The sequence below is a fragment of the Actinoallomurus liliacearum genome, from assembly GCF_039542035.1.
Lineage (GTDB): Bacteria > Actinomycetota > Actinomycetes > Streptosporangiales > Streptosporangiaceae > Actinoallomurus > Actinoallomurus liliacearum.
In genome coordinates, this window is sequence record NZ_BAABHJ010000012.1 from 62080 (window position 1) to 81239 (window position 19160).

Genomic DNA, 19160 nt, shown 5'->3' on the forward strand with positions numbered 1-19160 from the left:
GTGAGACCTTTCGATGTGTTTCTTCAGCGGGCCTGGCGGCGGCGCAGCGTGTCGAGGAGCACCGCGAGCGCGATGACGACCCCGATCACGACCTGCTGCCAGAAGGCGGAGACGGACAGGAGGTTCAGGCCGTTGCGGAGCACGGCGAGGATGAGGGCGCCGACGAACGTGCCGAGGGCCTTGCCCTTGCCGCCGGACAGGCTCGCCCCGCCGATGACGACGGCGGCGATCGCGTCCAGCTCGTAGCCCGCGGCGGCCTGCGGCTGGGCCGAGGCGAGCCGGCTGGCCAGGACGATGCCGGCGACGGCCGCGAAGCCGCCCGCGAGGGCGTACGTGACCAGCTTCTGCCGGGTGACCTTGATCCCGGACAGCCGGGCGGCCTCCTCGTTGCCGCCGATCGCGTACATCGCGCGCCCGGAGTAGGTCCGGTTCAGCGCGACGGCGGTGATGACGCCCATCACGATCATCACGATCACGGGCACCGGCAGGTAGCTGCCGATCGTGTCGCCGAGGTGGGACACCGAGTCCGGCAGGGCGATCGGGCTGCCCTGGGAGATGACGAGGCCGAGGCCGCGCGCCACGCCCTGCATGGCGAGCGTCGCGATGAACGGCGGCAGCTTCCCGTACGTGATGAGCGCGCCGTTCACCAGGCCGCACGCGATGCCGACGATCAGCGCGAAGCCGGTGGCCAGCGGCCAGGGCATGCCGTGGCTGGTCGCGGTCCAGGCGAGCACGACCGCCGACAGGGCCGCGACCGCGCCGACCGACAGGTCGATGCCGCTGGTGATGATGACGAACGTCTGCCCGAAGGCGAGGATCGCGGTGACCGCCGCCTGGACGCCGACGTTCAGCAGGTTCGTGACCGTCAGGAAGTCGCCGGACAGCAGCGTCAGGGCGACGACCAGGACGACGAGCCCGAGGAGCGAGCCGTTCTCGCTCAGTACCGCGCTGCCCTTGCGCAGCCGCAGCGTTCCGGTCGTCATGCTGTTTCCTCCAATTCGCCGACGGCGAGTGCCATCACCGAGTCCTGGGTCGCTTCGGCGGCGCCGAGCTCGCCGGCGAGCCTGCCGCGCGCCATCACGAGCACCCGGTCGCTCATGCCCAGCACCTCGGGGAGGTCGCTGGAGATCATGAGCACCGCGTGTCCGCTGGCGGTCAGCGAGTTGATGAGCTGGTAGATCTCGACCTTGGCGCCGACGTCGATGCCCCGGGTCGGTTCGTCGAGGATGAGAACCTTCGCGTCGGCCAGCAGCCACTTGCCGATGACGATCTTCTGCTGGTTGCCGCCGGACAGCGTGCGGACCTCCTGGCCGAGGCCGCTCATCCGGACGCCGAGCTGCTCGGCGACGCGGGCGGCGGCCTTGGCCTGCCCGGCCCGGTCGACGAACCCCGCCTTCGTGGCGTGGCGCATCGTCACGAGCCCGAGGTTCTCCCGGATGTTCGCGCCGAGGACGAGTCCCTGGCCCTTGCGGTCCTCGGGCACCAGGCCGAGCCCGGCCTCCATGGCGGCGGTGACCTTGCCGCGCGGCAGCGGCCGTCCGTCCACGAGGACCTCGCCGGAGTCGTACGGGTCCGCGCCGAAGATCGCCCGGACCACCTCCGTACGGCCCGCGCCGACCAGACCGGCCAGGCCGACCACCTCGCCGGCGCGCACCTCGAAGGACACGTCCTCGAAGACGCCCTTGCGCGTGAGGTTCCGGACCTCCAGCAGGGGCGCGCCCTGGCTGGAACGTTCCCGTGGGTACTGCTGCTCGATGGAACGGCCGACCATCAGCCGTACGAGCTCGTCCTCGGGCGTGTCGGCGGGGACCTCGGCGACCGACGCGCCGTCGCGCAGCACCGTGACCCGGTCGCCGATCTGTGCGATCTCCTCGAGGTGGTGGGTGATGAAGACGATCGCCACGCCCTGCCTCTTGAGCTGCCGGACGATCTCGAACAGCCGCTCCACCTCGGACGTCGTGAGCACCGCCGTCGGCTCGTCCATGATCAGGACTCGCGCCCGCAGGCCGAGCGCCTTGGCGATCTCCACCATCTGCATCCGGGCGATGCCGAGGCTCTCCAGCGGCGCGCGGGGATCGGCGTCCACGCCGACCCGGTCGAGCAACTCGCGGGCGTGGCTGTACATCGCCTTCTTGTCGACGAACCCGAAGCGCCGGGGCGGCCGGCCGAGCATGAGGTTCTCCGCCACGGTGAGCTGGGGCACCAGGTTGAACTCCTGGTAGATCGTGGCGATGCCGAGCCGCTGGGCGTCCTCGGCGGTGCGGATCGCGGTCTCGCGGCCGTCGACGAAGATCGTGCCCTCGTCCGGGTGGTACGCGCCGGACAGCATCTTGATCAGCGTGCTCTTGCCCGCGCCGTTCTCGCCGAGGAGGACGTGCACCTCACCGGGGCGCAGGTCGAAGTCGACGCCGTCGAGCGCCACGACCCCGGGGAACCGCTTGCGCAGGCCGCGTACCCGCAGGATCTCCTCTGTCATTTGCTCTCCGTTTCTCCGCAGGAGCGGCGGATCACGAGCCGGGCCGGCAGGACGACCGACTCGACGGGGTGGCCCTCGACGCGGTCCAGAAGCACGCGCACCGCGCGGCGCCCGAGCTCTTCGGCGGGCTGCGCGATCGCGGTGATCGGCGGGTCCAGGTGCAGGAACCACGCCACGTCGTCGAACGACGCCAGGGCGACGTCGTCGGGGATCCGCAGTCCGCGCGCCCGGATCTCGTCCAGGGCGCCGAGTGCCATCAGGTTGTCTCCCGCGAAGATCACTTCCGGGGGTTCGGGCAGGTCCAGGAACCGGGCGGTGATGGCGCGCCCGCTGGCCTCCTGGAAGTCGCCGGCCTCGACGTACTCGCCGGGCACCTCCAGGCCGCACGCGCGCATCGCCTCGTGGAAGGCCCGCGTGCGCTCCCGGCCGGTGGACAGCAGCTCCGGCCCGGAGATGAACGCGATCCGCCGGCGGCCGAGCCGCTGGATGTGCCGGACGAGGTCGTGGATGGCCGCGGTGCCGTCGGCGCGCACGGACGGCACCTCGAGGCCCGGGAGCGTGCGGTCGAGGAAGACGACGGGGCTCCCGGAGCGCACGCAGTCCTCGACGAGCGGGGTGGCCTCGGCGGTCGGGCAGATCAGCAGGCCGTCCACCTGCTGCTCCAGCAGCGTGCGCACGTAGTGGTCCTGCTGCTCGGGGCGCTCGTCGGCGTTGCCGATGACGACGGTGTAACCGGCTGCCCGGGCCTCGTCCTCCACCGCTCGCGCCAGGACGGCGAAGAACGGGTTGAGGATGTCACCGATGATCAACCCGAGCGTCTGGGTGGCCTCGGTGCGCAGCGAGCGGGCGACGGCGTTCGGCCGGTAGCGCAACGCCCGCACGGCCGCCTGGACCTTGTCCCGGGTCTTCTCGCTGACCCTGGGGCTGTCGTTCAGCACCCGTGACACCGTGGCGACGGAGACGCCCGCATGTGCGGCGACGTCTTTGATGCCGGCCATCGGGCCTCCCGAGCAGAGCGTGGAAACGATTACACGGGAGTGTATGGAAACGATTACATGATCTCTACGTGACTTGGGTCACTCACGGTGCGGCTGGGGAGCCATCGGGCGACGAGGGTAGGGTGCCCGGCGTGACCAGCCAGGCGACGAAGTACGAGCCCATGCCGCCCGACCTCCGCCGCGCCGCCGAGGCCGCGAAGGGCTTCATGCCGGCCCCGGAGGGGCTCGCGCTGTACGAGACGGCGCTGGAGTACGGCACGCGCGGCCCGATCCTGGAGGTCGGCACCTACTGCGGGAAGTCGGCCGTCTACCTCGGCGCCGCGGCCCGTACGGCCGGTTCCACGGTCGTCACCGTCGACCACCACCACGGCTCGGAGGAGAACCAGGCCGGCTGGGAGTACCACGACCCGTCCCTCGTCGACCCCACCACGGGCCGGATGGACACGCTCCCCGTCTTTCGCCGGACGATCGCGGCCGCCGGCCTGGAGGACCACATCGTCGCGGTGGTCGGCGAGTCCGGCACCGTCGCCGCGCTGTGGGGCCGGCCGCTCGCCATGGTGTTCATCGACGGCGGCCACGCCGAGGACCTCGCCCAGGCCGACTACGACGGCTGGGCGCCGCACGTCATGCCGGGCGGCGCCCTCGTCTTCCACGACATCTTCCCCGACCCCGCCGACGGCGGGCAGGCGCCGTACCGTGTCTACCAGCGGGCCGTGGCCACGGGCCAGTGGACCGAACGCCGGGTCGAGGGCTCTCTCCGCGTCCTCGAACGCACGGCGTCCTGACCCGTCACGGCTCCGCCCGCGGTCTGCCCGCCGGCCACGTCCAGCACCCGCGCCGGCGGCGACGCCCGTGACCGTGTAGATGGTGCCGACCGCCGGCTGCACTCGAAGACCACCCCGGCGACGTGAACGGGGAAGCGTGGCCGGTGCCGGCCTCCGCGGCGGATGTGCACAGGCCGGAGAGTCTCCCCGAATTCCGCTGGTAGGCGGCGGTCCGCTGAGCGGACCGGGGTCTTGTCAGTGAGGAAGCTCGAAGGCAGCCTGTCGCCTGACCGCGTGCGTCAGTGATGGAAGAGGGTCTTGTTCCGATGGTTTCGTGGGATTCCGGCCAGCCGTTTTGGCGGCGCCCTCTCACCAGGCGCGCCATGCTGCTGTCGAGCGGCGGGGCCATCATGGCCGTCGGTCTTCGCTCCAGCGCCGGCCGGCGGCCGTCGCCACGAGCCCTGGTCGCGGGCTCGGCGCCGACGTCGAGCCTGCACCTGGTGCGCGCGGAGGACATGCTGGTACTCGACTTCGACTTCTACAACCTGACGCCGGTGTTCGACACCGACCCTCCGCGGCTACGGCGCGTCGACTCCTCGACCCTCGCGTATGTCGTCGCACGTTTCGAACCGCAGCACGTGATGGAGCAGACCGTCTTCAAGGACGTGCAGAACCCGCCGCAGCCCGGCGCGGTCCTCGGCAAGGCGACCGATCCGAGCCGGCTCGTGTTCGTCGTGCCCGAAACGGTCAAGTTCTTAGCCTATTCCGAAGCCGGCCTACTGCAGTGGTGGCAGTGGATCGCGCAGGCGGTCACCGGACCGCCCACCGGGTCGGCCCCCGATGACCTGCACACCGATCTGCTCGTCGTGGACTGGCTCCATCTCACTCCCGAGCGGGAGTCCACCTGGGCGCACGCCACCCGTCCCGTCACACGCGGCGATCGAACGGAGCTGTGGCACACCCGGCTGTCCGTACGCGGGGACAACGGGCGGCCGCAGGAGTCCATCGGCGTGCCGGAACCGGCCGACGCCACGATCCCGAAGCTGCGCGCGGTGCATCGCGACAAGCCGGAGACGGGCGAGGCGAAGACGTTCGCCGCCCTCTATCCGCCCGGGTTCGCCGACCCTCCCGAGCAGATCGTTCAGCTGGCCGGTAATCCGACGCTCGGCGCGTACCGCCCGGTCGACGCTCATCTCCTCGCGCTCAGCGCAATGGGCGCGACGCTCGACTTCGACGCCCAGTGGCCCCCGACGGGGGGATTCGGTCTCAAGCACTGGGAGCACCATTCCTGGCTCGGACGCGATAACAAGGTCGTTCTCGAGCAGTACGGCTTCCTGTTCCCATTCGGGCACCGCGCCGAATTGATCTCTGAGACCAAACGGCAGATCGACGAGACGAGCGGCGTAGCGTACCTGAGACAACGCCTGTTCGTCCGGATCGCCGAACGCGTCAAGACCTTTGCGGCGCCGTTCCAGAATTGGGACGGGCGAGCGTTCCCGTTCACGAGCGTCACCATCACGAATACCACGCTTCCCGACCTGCCCGATGAGCCCGAGCTGCTGGTTCCGACGCCGCCGGGTTCACCGGAGTCGGCATTCTGGATTCAGGACATCAACGCTCCGAGCGGCAACGGCCACGCCGACGTGGCGTTCGCCTTGGTGGCGATCGACCTGACGGGCCGCCGGATCGAGTTCACGACGCCGATGGCGTTCGTGCCGGCGCCTCCGGCGAGGAACACCGGTGATCCGCTGTACAAGAGCATCCTCGACCACTTCGGCGGCTACGACGACATCGTCGGGCCACCGGGCCCGCCGGTGAACACGCGTCGCGTCATCGACCTTCGCGGCCAGGAGGTGGCGTACGCCCGGGAGGAGAAGCCGGGGGTCGCGAGCTTCCCCACCGTCCGCTGGTACTGGGGGGTCGAGGGGCCGTCGGGCGACGTGAAGCCTCCCCTCGAGACCGGCGCGCCGCCGGACGACCAGGTGCACGCCCACGTGGACTCACCGCTGTTCTATCCGAAGATGTGCGCGGGTGAGGCCCAGGTCCCGGCCGTCGACGCTGTCATCGGCACCGGCGATCCCGTCTTTCTCGTACATGATCCGGCATATCTCGCCAACGGTTTCGGGCACGTCGCGGCGTTGGTCGACTCCGGGAACGACCCGAAGATCTTCGTGCGGGTGCAGTCGTCGGTGGCCGCGATCGACAGGATCGTGAAGGGTGACCGCACGGCGGACAGCCCGGTCGGTCGAATCGTGACGAACACCGTCAACGCCGGCGGCATCGCGACGCCGAATCTGAACATCGGCGCCATCTCCGCCGCCCTCGGCCCGGTCAGCGGGAGCCAGGACTCCATCGACAACGTCCAGAAGAACGGCAAGATCAACTTCAAGGAGTACTTCTCGAGTGTCGGCGACACGCTCGCGCAGGCGGCCCTGTTCGGCCAGATAGCGCTGGGTGCCCTGTTCGACGACGGAGATATCTCCTCGCATGGATTCAGAATCATCAAACAGACCGACTACCCCAAGGACAAGGACGGCAATACCGACACCACGGCGAAGCCGATCGGGCAGACGGTCACCCTGGATTTCACGATCCCCGTGAAGAAGCTGGCGCCGCTGCCGGTCGTCACCACCAGCGATCCCAGCGGCAACGTGCTGACCGTGTTCAGCCTCCAGTGCAGCAACCAGATCAATTGGCTCACGAGGGACGAGGACACGGTCAACAAGGCGATCGCCAAGATCTACGGGTCCTTGACGAACTTCGCGATCGACCTCAACCCCATCATCTTGAAGTTCAACAAGCTCGCCTTCACTTATCAGTTGGGCAAGGGGTTCGACCTCGACCCCGGCCTGGAGGGCGTCGACTTCAAGTCCCCGCTCGACTTCGTGGGTGCCCTCGCCGACCTTTTCGGCGGGGGCGGCGGGAGCGCGTCCGCCGCGATCGCCAAGGCCAAGCGGCGCCCCAGAACCAGGAGGTCCGAGGCGGTGGCGGCCGACGCCGGCGGCAAGAAGTCGGGCTTCGGGTTCAAGCTCATGAAGGTCGACCTCAGTCACATCGGCGCCGGCGTCACGTTCGACATACCGTCGTTGCCGCTCGGGTTCTTCGCCTTGGACGGTCTGCACATCGAGGCCGGAGTCATCCTGCCCTTCTCGCCGCTTCCCTACGACCCGTTCTCCGAGGTGCCGAGGGCACGATTCGCGTTCGGCGCACCGGACGACAAGTTCAAGGTCAGCGTCTACGGTCTCGGCGGCGGCGGCCATTTCGAGATCGAGGTCAGCACCAGGAGAATCGAGAAGCTGGAAGCGTCCGTCGAGGTGCTCGGGAACGTGGCCCTCGACCTCCTCGTCGCCGCCGGGCGGGTGCTCATCGAGATCGGCATCTTCTTCAGGCTCGAGATCAAGAACGTCAAGGACAGCGCGGACACGTATTCGGAAGTCCATCTGGGCGGCTACGTGAGGGTCACGGGACGGCTGAGCGTCCTGGGCCTGATCAGCATCACCGCGGAGCTCTACGCCGACATCGAGTACACCGATGTGGGCGGAGTGGGATCCGTTACGTTCCACGCGCATGTGACGGTCTCCATCGACATCACCTTCTGGCACGTCAGCGTGGGACTCGAGTTCACGAAGACCCTCGCCGGCGCCGACAGAGCCAACGTCCCGGCCGCCGGAGCGGGCGCCCGGGTCCTTGATTCCACGGGCCGTCCCCCGACGTTCGGCGATCTGGTGAGCCGAGACGACTGGAAGCTCTACTGCGCCTCATTCGCCGGCTGACGCCCGGCCCATCAGCGAGGAGTGAATCCATGGCCGCGTCACAGATCGTGTGGACGCCCGTACCGAGCGGTTACAGCAACGGCAGGTTGAAGATATCCGTGCTCGTCGCGCCGCGGCTGTCGGGCGCCTCGACGCTGGCCGGCTTTCCCGAATGGGTCACGTGGCCGACGGCCCGGCCGACATATTCGGTCACCTTCCAGGGCGGACCGCGGGTCGCGGCCACGGTCACCGGTCCGGCTCCCCGCCTGGACCTGTGGCAGCGGTTGTTCACGAAGGACACGCCGGTCGCGGCGGTGCCGGCCTCACTCGCGGCCGCGGGCGTGCCGCCCATCCGCTCGTGGCCGAGTGTCGCGGCCAGGTCCATGGCCTACGCCGAACACACGGCGGCGCTGGCGTACAACCCCACCTCACCGCCGCCCGCGCGGAAATACTTCCCGCCCGGCGGCCTGGCGCCGCGAGACGGTACACCGGAGGAAGGGGTCACCGACATCTACCTGCCGTCCAGCCGGCGACAGGACGCCATCGCGGCGATCGACGACGCGCTCGGCCAAGGCTACTTTCTCGGTGGCGAGCTTCCGGGATTCACGGCGGCGCAGATCGACTTTCTGCTCGCCGAGTTGTTCCACGAGAGGAAGCTGAACACGAATCCCGCCCCCCGGCTCCGGCGGCCGAACAGCCACCTGGCGATGATCAAACAGGGGAGTGATCTGGACTTTCACGCCGCGCTGAGTTCTTTCGCCCAGTATCCAGCGCTTCAGCGCGCGCTGGGGCTGGTCGTCGACCTCGTCGTTGATCCGTCCGCGATCGGGGTGCCGATCCCCAGCGATCCGGTGACCCTCGGTCTCCAGGTGGACTGGCCGGGGGCGGCGTCCTACGACGGCGTCTATCCGGTCGTGGCCGCCACACTGACCAAGACGACGTTCCGGGCGAAGCCCTCCGGCACGACCATGAAGGACGGTTTCCTCGCGCTCAACACGGACCAGTTCGGCGTCGTCGAGATCGAGGCCGACTCGTCCGCCGCACTGCTGTCGGAGTTGAGCCGGACCATCCACCTCAGGGTGGGCGATGACGGGGTCGGCCTGCAGAAGGCGAAGAAGGATCCACGGACGATGGCGGCGAGTGACGTGCGTCCGCTCGGCGGCGGCGTTCCCATCTCAACGCGCCCGGACGCCGAACCGGCACCCCTGCCGGCCCTGCGCAGCAGCGGTTTCTCCGTCGTCCAGTTCGGCCGCGCGAAGCATCTGCACGACCGGCTCTCGGGCACCGCGTCGAGAATGGCCGGAGTCACCCGGCTCGCCCAGGATCCATTCCACGCCGAGGATCTCACGTACGGCGTCCGGGTCGACGTCTGGGACGAGACGACCAAGCGCTGGTACAGCCTGTGCCGCCGCGCGGGCACGTACGACGTCAACGGGACGAAGTTCACCGCCGACGACGAGGGGACCGTCCACCTCGCGCACACCCAGCGGACCGACGACCCGACGATCTATCTGCACGAGTCGATCTTCAACTGGAGCGGTTACAGCATGGTGGTCAACCGCCCGGGCAGCATGCAGGAGACGATCAACGGAGATCAGGTGACGGTCGGCCCGGACAGCGACGCGACCGGTCCGGTGAAGCTCAAGACGTCGTTCCGCGCGACCGGGCTTCCCAAGCTGCGCTACGGCCGAACGTATCGGTTCCGGGCCCGGACGGTGGACATCACCGGCAACAGCGCGGCACCGGATGACCCGGCGACGGACTCCAGCAGCGCCGCGGTCGGCTATCTGCGTTTCGAGGCGGTCGGCTCGCCGCTGCTGCTCCCGACCGCGCCCCGGACACCCGCCGAGTCGGCCCAGCTCATGGTCATAAGGGGCAACTACAACGTGCCGGCCAAGGGCGACTGCCAGCGTCATGTCGTCCCGCCGAGGATGAGCCAGTTGATGGCCGAGCAGCACGGCCTCTATGACGTCACGCCGTCGCCGTTCAATCCCGGCGGAATGAACGCGGCCGCCTACGACGAGATCGTGCGGCGCGACAACGGCACGCTGGCGACCGGCGGCAAGAGCGACCCCGATGGCTGGGGCGACGTCCACTACTACGAGGATCCGGCCCTCGCCGTCCCGTACCTCGCCGACGTGCTCGCCCGAGGAGTCGTCTTCCGGGGACTCCCGGGAATCGGCGCGGATGAGGTCTTCAGCGTCGACTTCGGCAACCCCCTCGCCGGACCGTACGCCTTCCGCATCCGCCTGATCAACGGCACGGGGAAGCCCGCGTACAACAGCGTGTCCCGCGTCCTGACCGTGCAGCTGCCACCGGGCCGGACCGTGGACGTCGCCTACTCCAGTCGTATCAACGACGCGGACGTCGACCTCATGGGCGTGTGGAACTGGTTCGTGCAGAGCGGGCTGCAGCCGGACGGCGGACTGACCGTGCAGGACCTTCGTCGGTTCGCCACCCAGGGACGGCTCTGGCAGCTGACCCCGGCGGGGACGCTGACTCTCTCGCACGCCGTCGTCCAGCCGATGACGCCGCCCGCTTTCGTCAAGCCGGTGGCGGTGCGCAAGCCGGGGGACACGACGGCGCGGATCATCGATGTCCTCCGCATCGACCGGCAGAGCACTGACCACGTGGACATTCAGGCGACCTGGACGCAGCCGATCGACGACCCCGCCGACCCCGGGCCCACCCAGCGCGACGGCAGTGCGCACGTCGTCAAGCTGATGGCACCGGCGGACGCGCCCGAAGGCGACCGGCTCTCTCTCAGCGCGCCGCATGAATTCCACGACACCCTGCACCGGCAGGTCACGTTCTCGGCGATGGGCACGTCGCGGTACGTGGAGTTCTTCCGGCAGAAGACCCAGGTGACGCTGTCGGGCACCGCACCGGTGACCCTGGCGCGCGACGGCATCGCGCCCGGAACCCTGCACGTGAGCGATCCGGGCACCGGTCGGGACTTCAGCGCGGACCACAGCGCGTCCAGCGAGGTCGTGGGGGACTACGTGGTGGACTTCGGCGCGGGTACCATCGCGCGCTCGGGCGACGTGTCGGCCATCGCCGACGGGGCCACCGTCCAGGCCGACTTCGTCCCCGGCTCGGTGACCAGGACCAACACCGAGGCTCAGCAGCCGATCGTGGTGAACGTACGCTCGTCGGCCCGCCCATCGGTTCCCGACGTCGCGTATCTCGTTCCGACCTTCGGCTGGGACAAGTCCGACGACACGACGAGGATCTCCAGTACGCGTCGCGGGAACGGGCTACGGGCCTATCTCCGCCGCCCGTGGTACTCCTCGGGCGACGGCGAGATGCTGGGAGTGGTCCTGTTCGAAGGCGGCGGCGGCCTGCCGCCGAACCTGAGACAGTACGTCACCCTGCGCGGCCAGGATCCGCTGTTCGCCTCCTCACCGGCCGCGGTCGCCCCGGGCATGGACGAATTCGCGCTCGCGGTACATCCGAAGGCGGGCTACCGGCTGGCCGAATCCGACCTCCTGCCCGAGCTGACCGCGACCGTCGCGGTCGCGCCGCACGCGGTGGCCTACGACACGGATCGGAGGATGTGGTACTCCGACATCACGGTCGCGCAGGGAAAGACCTACCGCCCGTTCATTCGGCTCGCGCTGGCGCGTTTCCAGCCGAACTCGCTGAGCGGCATCGAACTCTCCCCGGTCGTGCTGGCTCAGTTCGCACAGCTCAGCCCGGATCGCACGCTGTCCATCGTCTTCGACGCCTCCGACGCGACCTTGGCGCATCTGACCGTCGCGGGCACGACGTACGAGGCTGCGAACGACAAGACGTCGCTGGTGAAGGTCCTGGTCCAGGTGGGGGACCCGAAGCCGGTCGGCGCGGTGGGCTGGAGAACGACCGCCGAAGCCGAACTGCGCTCCTTCGGGGGACAGTGGTCCGGGGACGTCACGATGCCGGGGCGCCGTGGCAGCGGGCCGATGCGGCTGGTGGTCGAGGAACGCGAGAGATTGTCGAACGGCGGAAGCCGGCTCGTCTACGTGGACGCCGTTGAGATCTGATCGCAAAGGAATCAGCTGATGAGACCGAGCCTGTGGATTCCGCGCCTGCTTGTCACGGCCACCCTGATCTGTTCCGGCGTGGTCGCCGCCCACGCGACGGCGGGCGCCTCACCCGGCCCCGGCCCGAGGCCGGTAGGGGCGACGCGTGCGGCACAACAGAAGGCGCAGGTGCTGCGCCGGGCGAGGATGCTGCCGAAGAGGACCGCTGACGCCATTCCGGCCGGCGGATTGGGGAATGGCATATTCCAGGTGTACGTCACGCCGGCGTACAGCGTGGGGACCGGCCAGTTCACCGTCATGACCGGCCCGAACAACCCGGCGGGCGCCGGTCGCGATGTGCTGTTCGGCGGGGGTGCTCCAGGGACGAGCTACATGATCGTACGCGACGTGACGACGGGCGTCGATTACGTCCAGGGCCAGATGCTCACCCACGCCAACGAGGTCTCTCTCGACGACCTCAACACGGGTCAGTGGACCGAGGGGACCACCACCACGACGGCATGGTCGACCACCAATCTGGAGGTCCATCAGGAGGTCTCTGTCGCGGGTACCACCGTGGCGAATTCGCGGGTCAGCGTCACGACGAAGATCACCGACTACAACACGCCGCCGCATCGCTACCGGATCCAGTACCTCTGGGACACCGAGCTCGGCACCGATGACGGACCGGTCATCCAGCCGCACACGGCGGGCGTGCCGTACGCGCCCTTCGATCCGGTCGTCGGTGCCGAGCGGACGATCACCCGTGGCACTGACGACACGATCGTCGTGGACAACGACACCAATCCCGGCCCGCCGACCCTGGCGGTCGCGCTGTCCGGTGCCGACAACGCGCAGGCCGTCCCCGAGTCGGTGAAGTATCTGTGCTGGGCGGACGCGATCTTCGCTCCGCTCGGCGGATACGTCACCGACGCCACCAGAGACATCAGCGATTACCGGTCCGATTGTCTGGGCGCCCAGGGAGACGCCGACTCCGCGGTCGAGTACCTCTGGTCCGCGGACGCGAGCCAAGGCGATCCCCAGGTGACGGCCTCGCTGCGGATGAGCCCGCCGGCCGCGTACGCCACGACGATGAAGGCCGGGCCGATCTCGCTCGGCTCGGCGACGGCGACCCTCACCGATACGGCGACCGGTAGGCCGATCGCCGGGAGAGCCGTCAGCTTCAGCGTCGGCGGTCGGACGTCGTGCGACACGGTCACCGACGCCGCCGGCCACGCGACCTGCGGCGGGTTGCTCGGTGGCCTGCTCGGCTACGACGTGAGGTACGCGGGAGACGCGATCTGGGCGTCGTCCACCGCCCACGGCGGTCTGTTGCTGAAAACCGCGCGCCGGAATCCCTGATCGACCCAGCGACCGCTGACGTCCAAGGATCTCCCATGTCCCGGCGACGCCGGACGACGGACACGTTCCTCGCCGCTTTGGACCGGCTTCGCGCGTTGGGAAGTACGCGATTTGCCCGATGTGCGAGTGCGACGACGGATCATAAGGTCTATTACCGGCACATGGGTGGGTGGCAAGGGAGCCTGGTCGATGGAGCATTCGGGCGGCCGGAGCGTGTTAGAAGGAGCCTTCAGCCTGCTGGAGGCATTGAAGACGGCCGGTGACGCGGGCCTGACAACGCTGGCATCCGCCAGCGGCCTGCCGAAGGCGACCACGCACCGGTTGCTGGAACAACTGGTGCAACTGGGCGCGGTCGAGCGATCCGCCGGCCGCTACCGGATGGGCCCGCGCATGTTCCGGCTCGGCCAGGCATGGCAGCCCCACCCGAAACTGCTTGCCGTCGCACGCGAGCCGATCCGGCAGCTGTCGCGCGCCACCGGAACAACGGTCGGGGTCTGTGTTCAGTCGGAGGGACGGACGCTCGTGGCCGCCGCCGTACCCGGCGACATGGACGCGGTGGCGCCGATCCGGCCCGGGGCGATCTGCCCGTCGTCGACGGCGGCGGGTAAGGTTCTGGCGGCGACCGCGGGTCACCAGGATCTGTTCGGGCCACTCTCGGCGGGCTGGCGGCGAGAGGCGGCCGAGATCCGAGATCGCGGAGCGGCGTTCGACCATGAGGAACTGATCTCCGGCGTATGTTGCGTCGCCGTCCCGATCCACGGCCCGACCGGAGAGGTGATCGCCGCCCTCTGCGTCCTGACCGACCCGTCCCGCCCGATCACACATCTGACGCAGGCCGCCGGACGGGTGGCCCGGAACATCAGCCTGCGACTGAATCGTTGATCCGCGCGGTGCCCTCACCGCGCGGATCAACGGTCTGGCCGGCGTCTCGGGCCGATCCCCCGCCGGCCACGTCACCGGTGCCGAGCAGGCCTTCCACGGCGGCGCGTCGCGCCGTGTCCTCGAACGCACGGCGTCCTGATCCTCGGCGCCCTCAGGCTTCGGGGCGCCGGACGAACACCGCGAACGCCGCGGTGACCAGCATGATCGCGCCGATGACGACGAGCTGGGTGTGCATCCCGGTGACCAGCGTCGGTCCGGTGTTCCAGAACGGGGTCAGGTCACGGGGCAGGGCCAGGGCGTAGAAGACGGACGTCCCGACGGCGCCCCCGAGAAGCTGCCCGCCCTGGTGCAGCCCGGCGGCGGCGCCGCCGAGACGCACGGGCGCGTGTCCGAGCACGGCGGCGGCCGCGGTGGGGATGACGAGTCCCAGGCCGAGCCCGGCCGCCGGGAGCCACGGCACCACGGACACGTAGGAGAAGTGGGTTCCGGCCAGGGACAGGCCGAACGCCGCCGCCATGGTGAGCAGCAGCCCGATCACGAGCGGCGGCCGCGGGCCCACCCGGCCGCCGACGGCGGCCGCGATCGCCGCGCCGACGACGTACGCCAGTGTCATCGGCAGCGTGGCGACCGCCGCTCCCAGCGGCGACTCACCGCCCACCACCTGCAGGTAGATGGCCAGCAGCAGATACAGGCCGTTGAGTCCGGCGAAGCCGATCGCCGTCAGACCGATGGCCGCCGGCAGCGAGGGCGAGGCGAGCAGGACCGGCGGACGGCCCCGCCGGATCTGCGACTCCACGATCCAGAAGATCCCGACCAGCAGCGCGGCTCCGGCCAGCAGCACGCCCGTCACCACGCCGGCCGAGTACTGGACCCGGGCGATCGCGAAGGTCAGGACGAACAGCGCCGCCGACAAGAAGATCATCCCGGGCGGGCTCAGCGACGCGTTGGCGTCACCGCGCGACTCCCGGCCGGCGGCCAGGACGATCACGGCGGCGAGGACGCCCAGTACCGCCGGGAGGACGAACACGAACCGCCACGTGACCTGTTCGAGCACCGGCCACGCGGCGAACACCCCGGCCAGCGTCGTACTACCGGCCACGGCACCCCAGACCCCGGTGACGACGATCAGCCTGACCCCGGAGAACGCCTCGCGGACGAGCCCCAGACCGGCCGGCAGGGCCAGGCCCGCCGCCACGCCCGCCACGCCGCGCAGCGTGATCAGTACCCCGATGGAGGGCGAGAGGACCGCGAGGAGCGTGGCCACCGCGCACGCGGCCGTACCGATGACGAACAGCTTCTTGCGCCCGAACCGGTCGGCGAGCCATCCGCCGGCGACGACGCTGAGCGCCAGCCCGAGCAGATACGCGTTCGCCACCCAGGCCAGGCCGGCGACTCTCGCACCCAGGTCCCGCTGGATGGTGGGGAGGGCGAGATTCACCCCGCTCGCGGTGAGCGAGTTCGCCAGCACGCCGAGCACCACCCCGATGGCCGCGAGCGGTGGAACGCCGCGCGACGGCACCCGCCCCGGCGCGGCCTGGAACGGCGGCGCCCCGTGGCGGGTCGCGGCGGACGCCCCCTGCGTGAGCAGCGTCTGAACGTCGCCCTGCGGCGTGCCGGGCGGGGCGCCCAGCAGGTGCAGCAGCGCCTGGACGGCGGTCGGCCGTCGCCGTGGATCCTTCTCCAGGCAGGCGGCGACCAGGCCGCCCAGCCAGGGCGGCAGCCCGCTCAGGTCCGGCACGCCGTGCAGGATCGCGTTCATCACCGACGGCACCGAGTCGCCGGCGAAGGCCCGGCGTCCCGTCGCCGCGAAGACCATCGTGAGCCCCCACGCGAACAGGTCCGCGGCCGGCCCGATCGGACCGGCCGCCAACTGCTCCGGCGCCATGTACGCCGGCGTGCCGACGACCTGGCTCGTCATCGTGACGTCGGAGTCCAGCACCCGCGCGATGCCGAAGTCGATGACCCGAGCGCCGCCGGGGCCCATGATCACGTTGGCGGGCTTGAAGTCCCGGTGCACGATCCCGGCCTGGTGGACGGCGGCCAGCGCGGTGGCGGTGCCGATGGCCAGCCGCAGCAACTCGGGCTCCGGCAGCGGGCAGGTCACGTCCTGCAGCGCGGGACCGGGCACGAACTCGCTCACGATGTACGGCTGGTCGCCGGCGACGTCCGCGTCGATCACCGGCGCGGTGCAGAAGCCGGGGACCCGCTCGGCGGCCGACAGCTCACGGATGAACCGCGAACGCGCCTTGGTGTCGCCGCTCAGCTGCGCGCGCAGCAGTTTGATCGCCACCTGCCGTCCGGACGCGTCCGCCCCGAGATAGACCACCCCCTGGCCGCCCTCTCCGAGACGCCCGGTGACCGTGTAGGCGCCGAGCCGTGTGGGATCGCTCGGGAGCAGCGCAGCCGTCATCCGTCCTCCGAATGGGGTCGATCGGAGCTGGTCGGTCCTGGGCCCGGTCGTCGATCGACGGCCGGGCCCGATCATTATCGAGGCTGCGACGGCTCGCGACCGGTCAACCGCGCAAAGCGGTGCGAACATCCATCAGCGCGAACCCGAGCAGGTTCAGCCCGCGCCAGGCGGACGGACGTACGGCCTCCGGCTGTGACGCGGACAGACCGATGCCCCACACGGTGTCGTACGGGCTGGCCTCCACGAGCACCCGTTCGCCGGTGGCCAGCAGGAAGTCGCGCAGCGGGGGACGCTGCCCGAACTTGGCCTCGTTCGCCGCGACGACCAGGCGGTACCGGTGCTCGGCCCAGACGTCCTCGTCGAACCCGCGGACCCTGCGCCCGGCGCCCTTGGCCTTGCCCGGATCGTCGTCGGCGAGCACGCGCTCCTCCGCCTCCGCGTCCCCGAACAGTCGCGCCTTGCCGGCCATCATGTAGTGCTCGGCGGTCGCGTACCGCACGCCGTCCACCGTGAAGGGCGCCGGATACCACTGGCTCAGGCAGCCCTTCCCGACGCCACCGCCCTTCGGCGGCCGGTGCCCCCAGAACAGCAGCAGCTCCGGCAGTTCGTCCTGTTCTTCGAGTGGGATCAGGTCATCGACGCGCATACCGCCCGATGCTGGTAGGTGTCGGATGTCTCGCGCAATGCGATTTACGGCGGAAGCTCGGGGAGTTTGATGAAGGTTCGATTTCACACCCGCACGACATCTCGGAAAGCGCGCCGGCGGCCAGCCCTGGTTGCCGGAATCGCCCACTTTCGCGGACCCGTGCGGAGCGCGTTCACCGAGCGTTCTGCGTACCGCAGCCCCCGCAGTCTCGCCGAGGCCTGGTCGCACGCCCCCGGTTTCGCTCCGTCCGGTGGCCGTCCAGCTCACATCAGTGCCGAGGATTTCCGCTGTTCAAGCGACCGAAATCCTCGGCGCCGACGCCGGGACGCCCATGACCGATTCCTTTCGGCGCCGTACCGAGTCCGTAGGTGTGATGGACTCCGATGACGACCGAAAAGGACTGGTCATGGCAGAGACGACGGGGATTCGGCTGGGTGGTCTGGTGCTGGGCAGCGACGACCCGGAGCGGCTCAGCGCCTGGTACCGGGCGGCGTTCGCGCCGTCGGCGGAGCCGGGCATCGTCCTGATGGTGGGCGACGGCCGGTTGGTCTTCGACCGCCGTGACGATCTCGAGGAGAGCGCCCGGGAGCCCGGCCGGATCCTGATCAACTTCTACGTCGAGGACATCGAGGCGGTCGCGGCCCACCTGAAGGCGCTGGGCGTGACGCGGTGGATCCGCCCGGTGGAGGACTTCGGAGCGGGCCGCATCGCGACGGTGGAGGACCCGGTCGGGAACTATGTGCAGATCGTCGAGTTGGCCGCCCGGCCCGGAGCCGTACGATGACGCAGATGGCTCATCCCGAGGTCGAGGCCGACGAGGTCTTCGCCCGGCTGGCCTCGCCGTACCGGTCGGAGCTGCTGGCCTACTGCTACCGCATGATCGGTTCGGTGCACGACGCCGAGGATCTCGTGCAGGAGACCTATCTGCGGGCGTGGCGGTCGTACGAGGCGTTCGAAGGCCGGGCGTCCCTGCGCACCTGGCTCTATCGGATCGCGACGAACGTCTGCCTCACCGCACTCGAGCACCGCGAGCGCCGCCCGCTGCCGTCGGGCCTCGGCGGTCCCGCCGACGACCCGGAAGGCCCGGTGGCGCCGCCGCCGGAGGTGACCTGGTTGCAGCCGCTGCCCGACCGGCTGGTCCGCGTCGGCTCGGACGACCCCGCCGCCATCGTCGCGGCGCGGGAGAGTCTGCGGCTCGCCCTGGTCGCCGCCCTGCAGTATCTGCCCCCGCGTCAGCGCGCCGTCCTCATCCTGCGTGACGTATTGGCGCTGCGCGCGGCAGAGGTCGCCGAGCTGCTCGACATCTCCGTCCCGGCGGTCAAGAGCATCCTGCAACGCGCTCGAGCCCGGCTCGACCAGGTGGCGCCCTCCGAAGACGACGCGACCGAGGCGTCCGGCGCGCGCCAGCGGGAGCTGCTGGACCGCTATGCCGCGGCCTTCGAGAACGCCGACATCACCGCGCTGATGGGGCTGCTGACCGAGGACGCCGTCCTGGAGATGCCGCCCACGCCGACCTGGTTCGCCGGGCGTGACTCCGTCGGCCGCTTCTTCGCGTCCAGGATTCTCACCGCGCCAGGTCTCTTCCGGATGGTCCCGACCGCGGCCAACGGGCAGCCTGCGGTCGCCATGTACCAGCGCGGCCCGGACGGTGTCCGTCACGCATACGCGGTGATGGTCCTGTCGGCCTCCGAGGCGGGGATCAGGCACATCGTCGTCTTCCGCGACCCCGGCCTGTTCGAGCAGTTCGGACTCCCGCCGACACTCGAACCCGCTCCGACCGGCGATTCGGTCGAAGCGCCGGACAGCGGTTCGTCCGCGCCGGGTCGGCCGACGTCCTGAGGTTCCCGCTCGCCGCGGTTCGGCCATCGG

12 protein-coding genes are annotated in these 19160 nt (G+C 70.0%); 7 read left to right on the forward strand and 5 right to left on the reverse strand.

The window, feature by feature from the left end; genetic code table 11:
- Positions 1–23: 23 nt before the first annotated feature.
- The 3 genes from ABD978_RS20860 to ABD978_RS20870 are packed head-to-tail and all read right to left on the reverse strand — an operon-like array spanning position 24 to position 3474.
- Positions 24–983 carry an ABC transporter permease gene (locus tag ABD978_RS20860; RefSeq protein WP_345356810.1) on the reverse strand — a complete coding sequence of 320 codons (960 nt, stop codon included), beginning with the start codon at positions 981–983 and terminating at the stop codon, positions 24–26.
- Positions 980–2476: a sugar ABC transporter ATP-binding protein gene (locus tag ABD978_RS20865; RefSeq protein WP_345356813.1), complete on the reverse strand. Its 1497-nt coding sequence runs from the start codon at positions 2474–2476 to the stop codon at positions 980–982. The genes ABD978_RS20860 and ABD978_RS20865 overlap by 4 nt, the downstream gene beginning before the upstream one ends.
- Positions 2473–3474 (reverse strand): LacI family DNA-binding transcriptional regulator, encoded by a 1002-nt coding sequence (locus tag ABD978_RS20870; protein WP_345356816.1) that lies wholly within the window; start codon positions 3472–3474, stop codon positions 2473–2475. Before ABD978_RS20870 ends, ABD978_RS20865 begins: the two co-directional genes overlap by 4 nt.
- Before the next feature lie 161 nt (positions 3475–3635).
- Here ABD978_RS20870 and ABD978_RS20875 point away from each other — a divergent pair, with 161 nt between their 5' ends.
- From ABD978_RS20875 to ABD978_RS20895, 5 genes are all read left to right on the forward strand, one after another.
- Positions 3636–4259 carry a class I SAM-dependent methyltransferase gene (locus tag ABD978_RS20875; protein ID WP_345357502.1) on the forward strand — a complete coding sequence of 208 codons (624 nt, stop codon included), beginning with the start codon at positions 3636–3638 and terminating at the stop codon, positions 4257–4259.
- 362 nt (positions 4260–4621) lie between these two features.
- The gene (locus tag ABD978_RS20880) at positions 4622–8011 is read left to right on the forward strand and encodes a hypothetical protein (RefSeq protein ID WP_345356819.1); all 3390 of its coding nucleotides are present in this window, start codon (positions 4622–4624) and stop codon (positions 8009–8011) included.
- A gap of 29 nt (positions 8012–8040) precedes the next feature.
- Positions 8041–12012 (forward strand): hypothetical protein, encoded by a 3972-nt coding sequence (locus ABD978_RS20885; RefSeq protein WP_345356822.1) that lies wholly within the window; start codon positions 8041–8043, stop codon positions 12010–12012.
- An 18-nt stretch (positions 12013–12030) separates the two neighbouring features.
- Positions 12031–13353 (forward strand): hypothetical protein, encoded by a 1323-nt coding sequence (locus ABD978_RS20890; protein WP_345356825.1) that lies wholly within the window; start codon positions 12031–12033, stop codon positions 13351–13353.
- Positions 13354–13542: 189 nt separating this feature from the next.
- Positions 13543–14235 (forward strand): IclR family transcriptional regulator, encoded by a 693-nt coding sequence (locus ABD978_RS20895; RefSeq protein WP_345356828.1) that lies wholly within the window; start codon positions 13543–13545, stop codon positions 14233–14235.
- Between the two features lie 151 nt (positions 14236–14386).
- On the opposite strand, the gene ABD978_RS20900 is transcribed toward ABD978_RS20895, so the two are convergent.
- Positions 14387–16645 carry an MDR family MFS transporter gene (locus ABD978_RS20900; RefSeq protein WP_345356831.1) on the reverse strand — a complete coding sequence of 753 codons (2259 nt, stop codon included), beginning with the start codon at positions 16643–16645 and terminating at the stop codon, positions 14387–14389.
- Positions 16646–16748: 103 nt separating this feature from the next.
- Entirely contained in the window at positions 16749–17291 is a 543-nt protein-coding gene (ybiA, locus tag ABD978_RS20905) for a riboflavin biosynthesis intermediates N-glycosidase (protein WP_345356834.1), read from the reverse strand.
- A gap of 406 nt (positions 17292–17697) precedes the next feature.
- On the opposite strand from ybiA, the gene ABD978_RS20910 reads away from it, so the two are divergent.
- Both ABD978_RS20910 and ABD978_RS20915 read left to right on the forward strand, forming a co-directional pair.
- Positions 17698–18075: a VOC family protein gene (locus ABD978_RS20910; RefSeq protein ID WP_345356837.1), complete on the forward strand. Its 378-nt coding sequence runs from the start codon at positions 17698–17700 to the stop codon at positions 18073–18075.
- Positions 18072–19130 carry a sigma-70 family RNA polymerase sigma factor gene (locus tag ABD978_RS20915; protein WP_345356840.1) on the forward strand — a complete coding sequence of 353 codons (1059 nt, stop codon included), beginning with the start codon at positions 18072–18074 and terminating at the stop codon, positions 19128–19130. Before ABD978_RS20910 ends, ABD978_RS20915 begins: the two co-directional genes overlap by 4 nt.
- Positions 19131–19160: the final 30 nt, after the last annotated feature.

What these genes read in the sequence shown, in the direction of transcription:
- ABD978_RS20860 (WP_345356810.1), bottom strand. Translation starts at nt 983, where the DNA reads ATGACGACCGGAACGCTGCGGCTGCGCAAGGGCAGCGCGGTACTGAGC.
- ABD978_RS20865 (WP_345356813.1), bottom strand. Translation starts at nt 2,476, where the DNA reads ATGACAGAGGAGATCCTGCGGGTACGCGGCCTGCGCAAGCGGTTCCCC.
- ABD978_RS20870 (WP_345356816.1), bottom strand. Translation starts at nt 3,474, where the DNA reads ATGGCCGGCATCAAAGACGTCGCCGCACATGCGGGCGTCTCCGTCGCC.
- ABD978_RS20875 (WP_345357502.1), top strand. Translation starts at nt 3,636, where the DNA reads ATGCCGCCCGACCTCCGCCGCGCCGCCGAGGCCGCGAAGGGCTTCATG.
- ABD978_RS20880 (WP_345356819.1), top strand. Translation starts at nt 4,622, where the DNA reads ATGCTGCTGTCGAGCGGCGGGGCCATCATGGCCGTCGGTCTTCGCTCC.
- ABD978_RS20885 (WP_345356822.1), top strand. Translation starts at nt 8,041, where the DNA reads ATGGCCGCGTCACAGATCGTGTGGACGCCCGTACCGAGCGGTTACAGC.
- ABD978_RS20890 (WP_345356825.1), top strand. Translation starts at nt 12,031, where the DNA reads ATGAGACCGAGCCTGTGGATTCCGCGCCTGCTTGTCACGGCCACCCTG.
- ABD978_RS20895 (WP_345356828.1), top strand. Translation starts at nt 13,543, where the DNA reads ATGGAGCATTCGGGCGGCCGGAGCGTGTTAGAAGGAGCCTTCAGCCTG.
- ABD978_RS20900 (WP_345356831.1), bottom strand. Translation starts at nt 16,645, where the DNA reads ATGACGGCTGCGCTGCTCCCGAGCGATCCCACACGGCTCGGCGCCTAC.
- ybiA (WP_345356834.1), bottom strand. Translation starts at nt 17,291, where the DNA reads ATGCGCGTCGATGACCTGATCCCACTCGAAGAACAGGACGAACTGCCG.
- ABD978_RS20910 (WP_345356837.1), top strand. Translation starts at nt 17,698, where the DNA reads ATGGCAGAGACGACGGGGATTCGGCTGGGTGGTCTGGTGCTGGGCAGC.
- ABD978_RS20915 (WP_345356840.1), top strand. Translation starts at nt 18,072, where the DNA reads ATGACGCAGATGGCTCATCCCGAGGTCGAGGCCGACGAGGTCTTCGCC.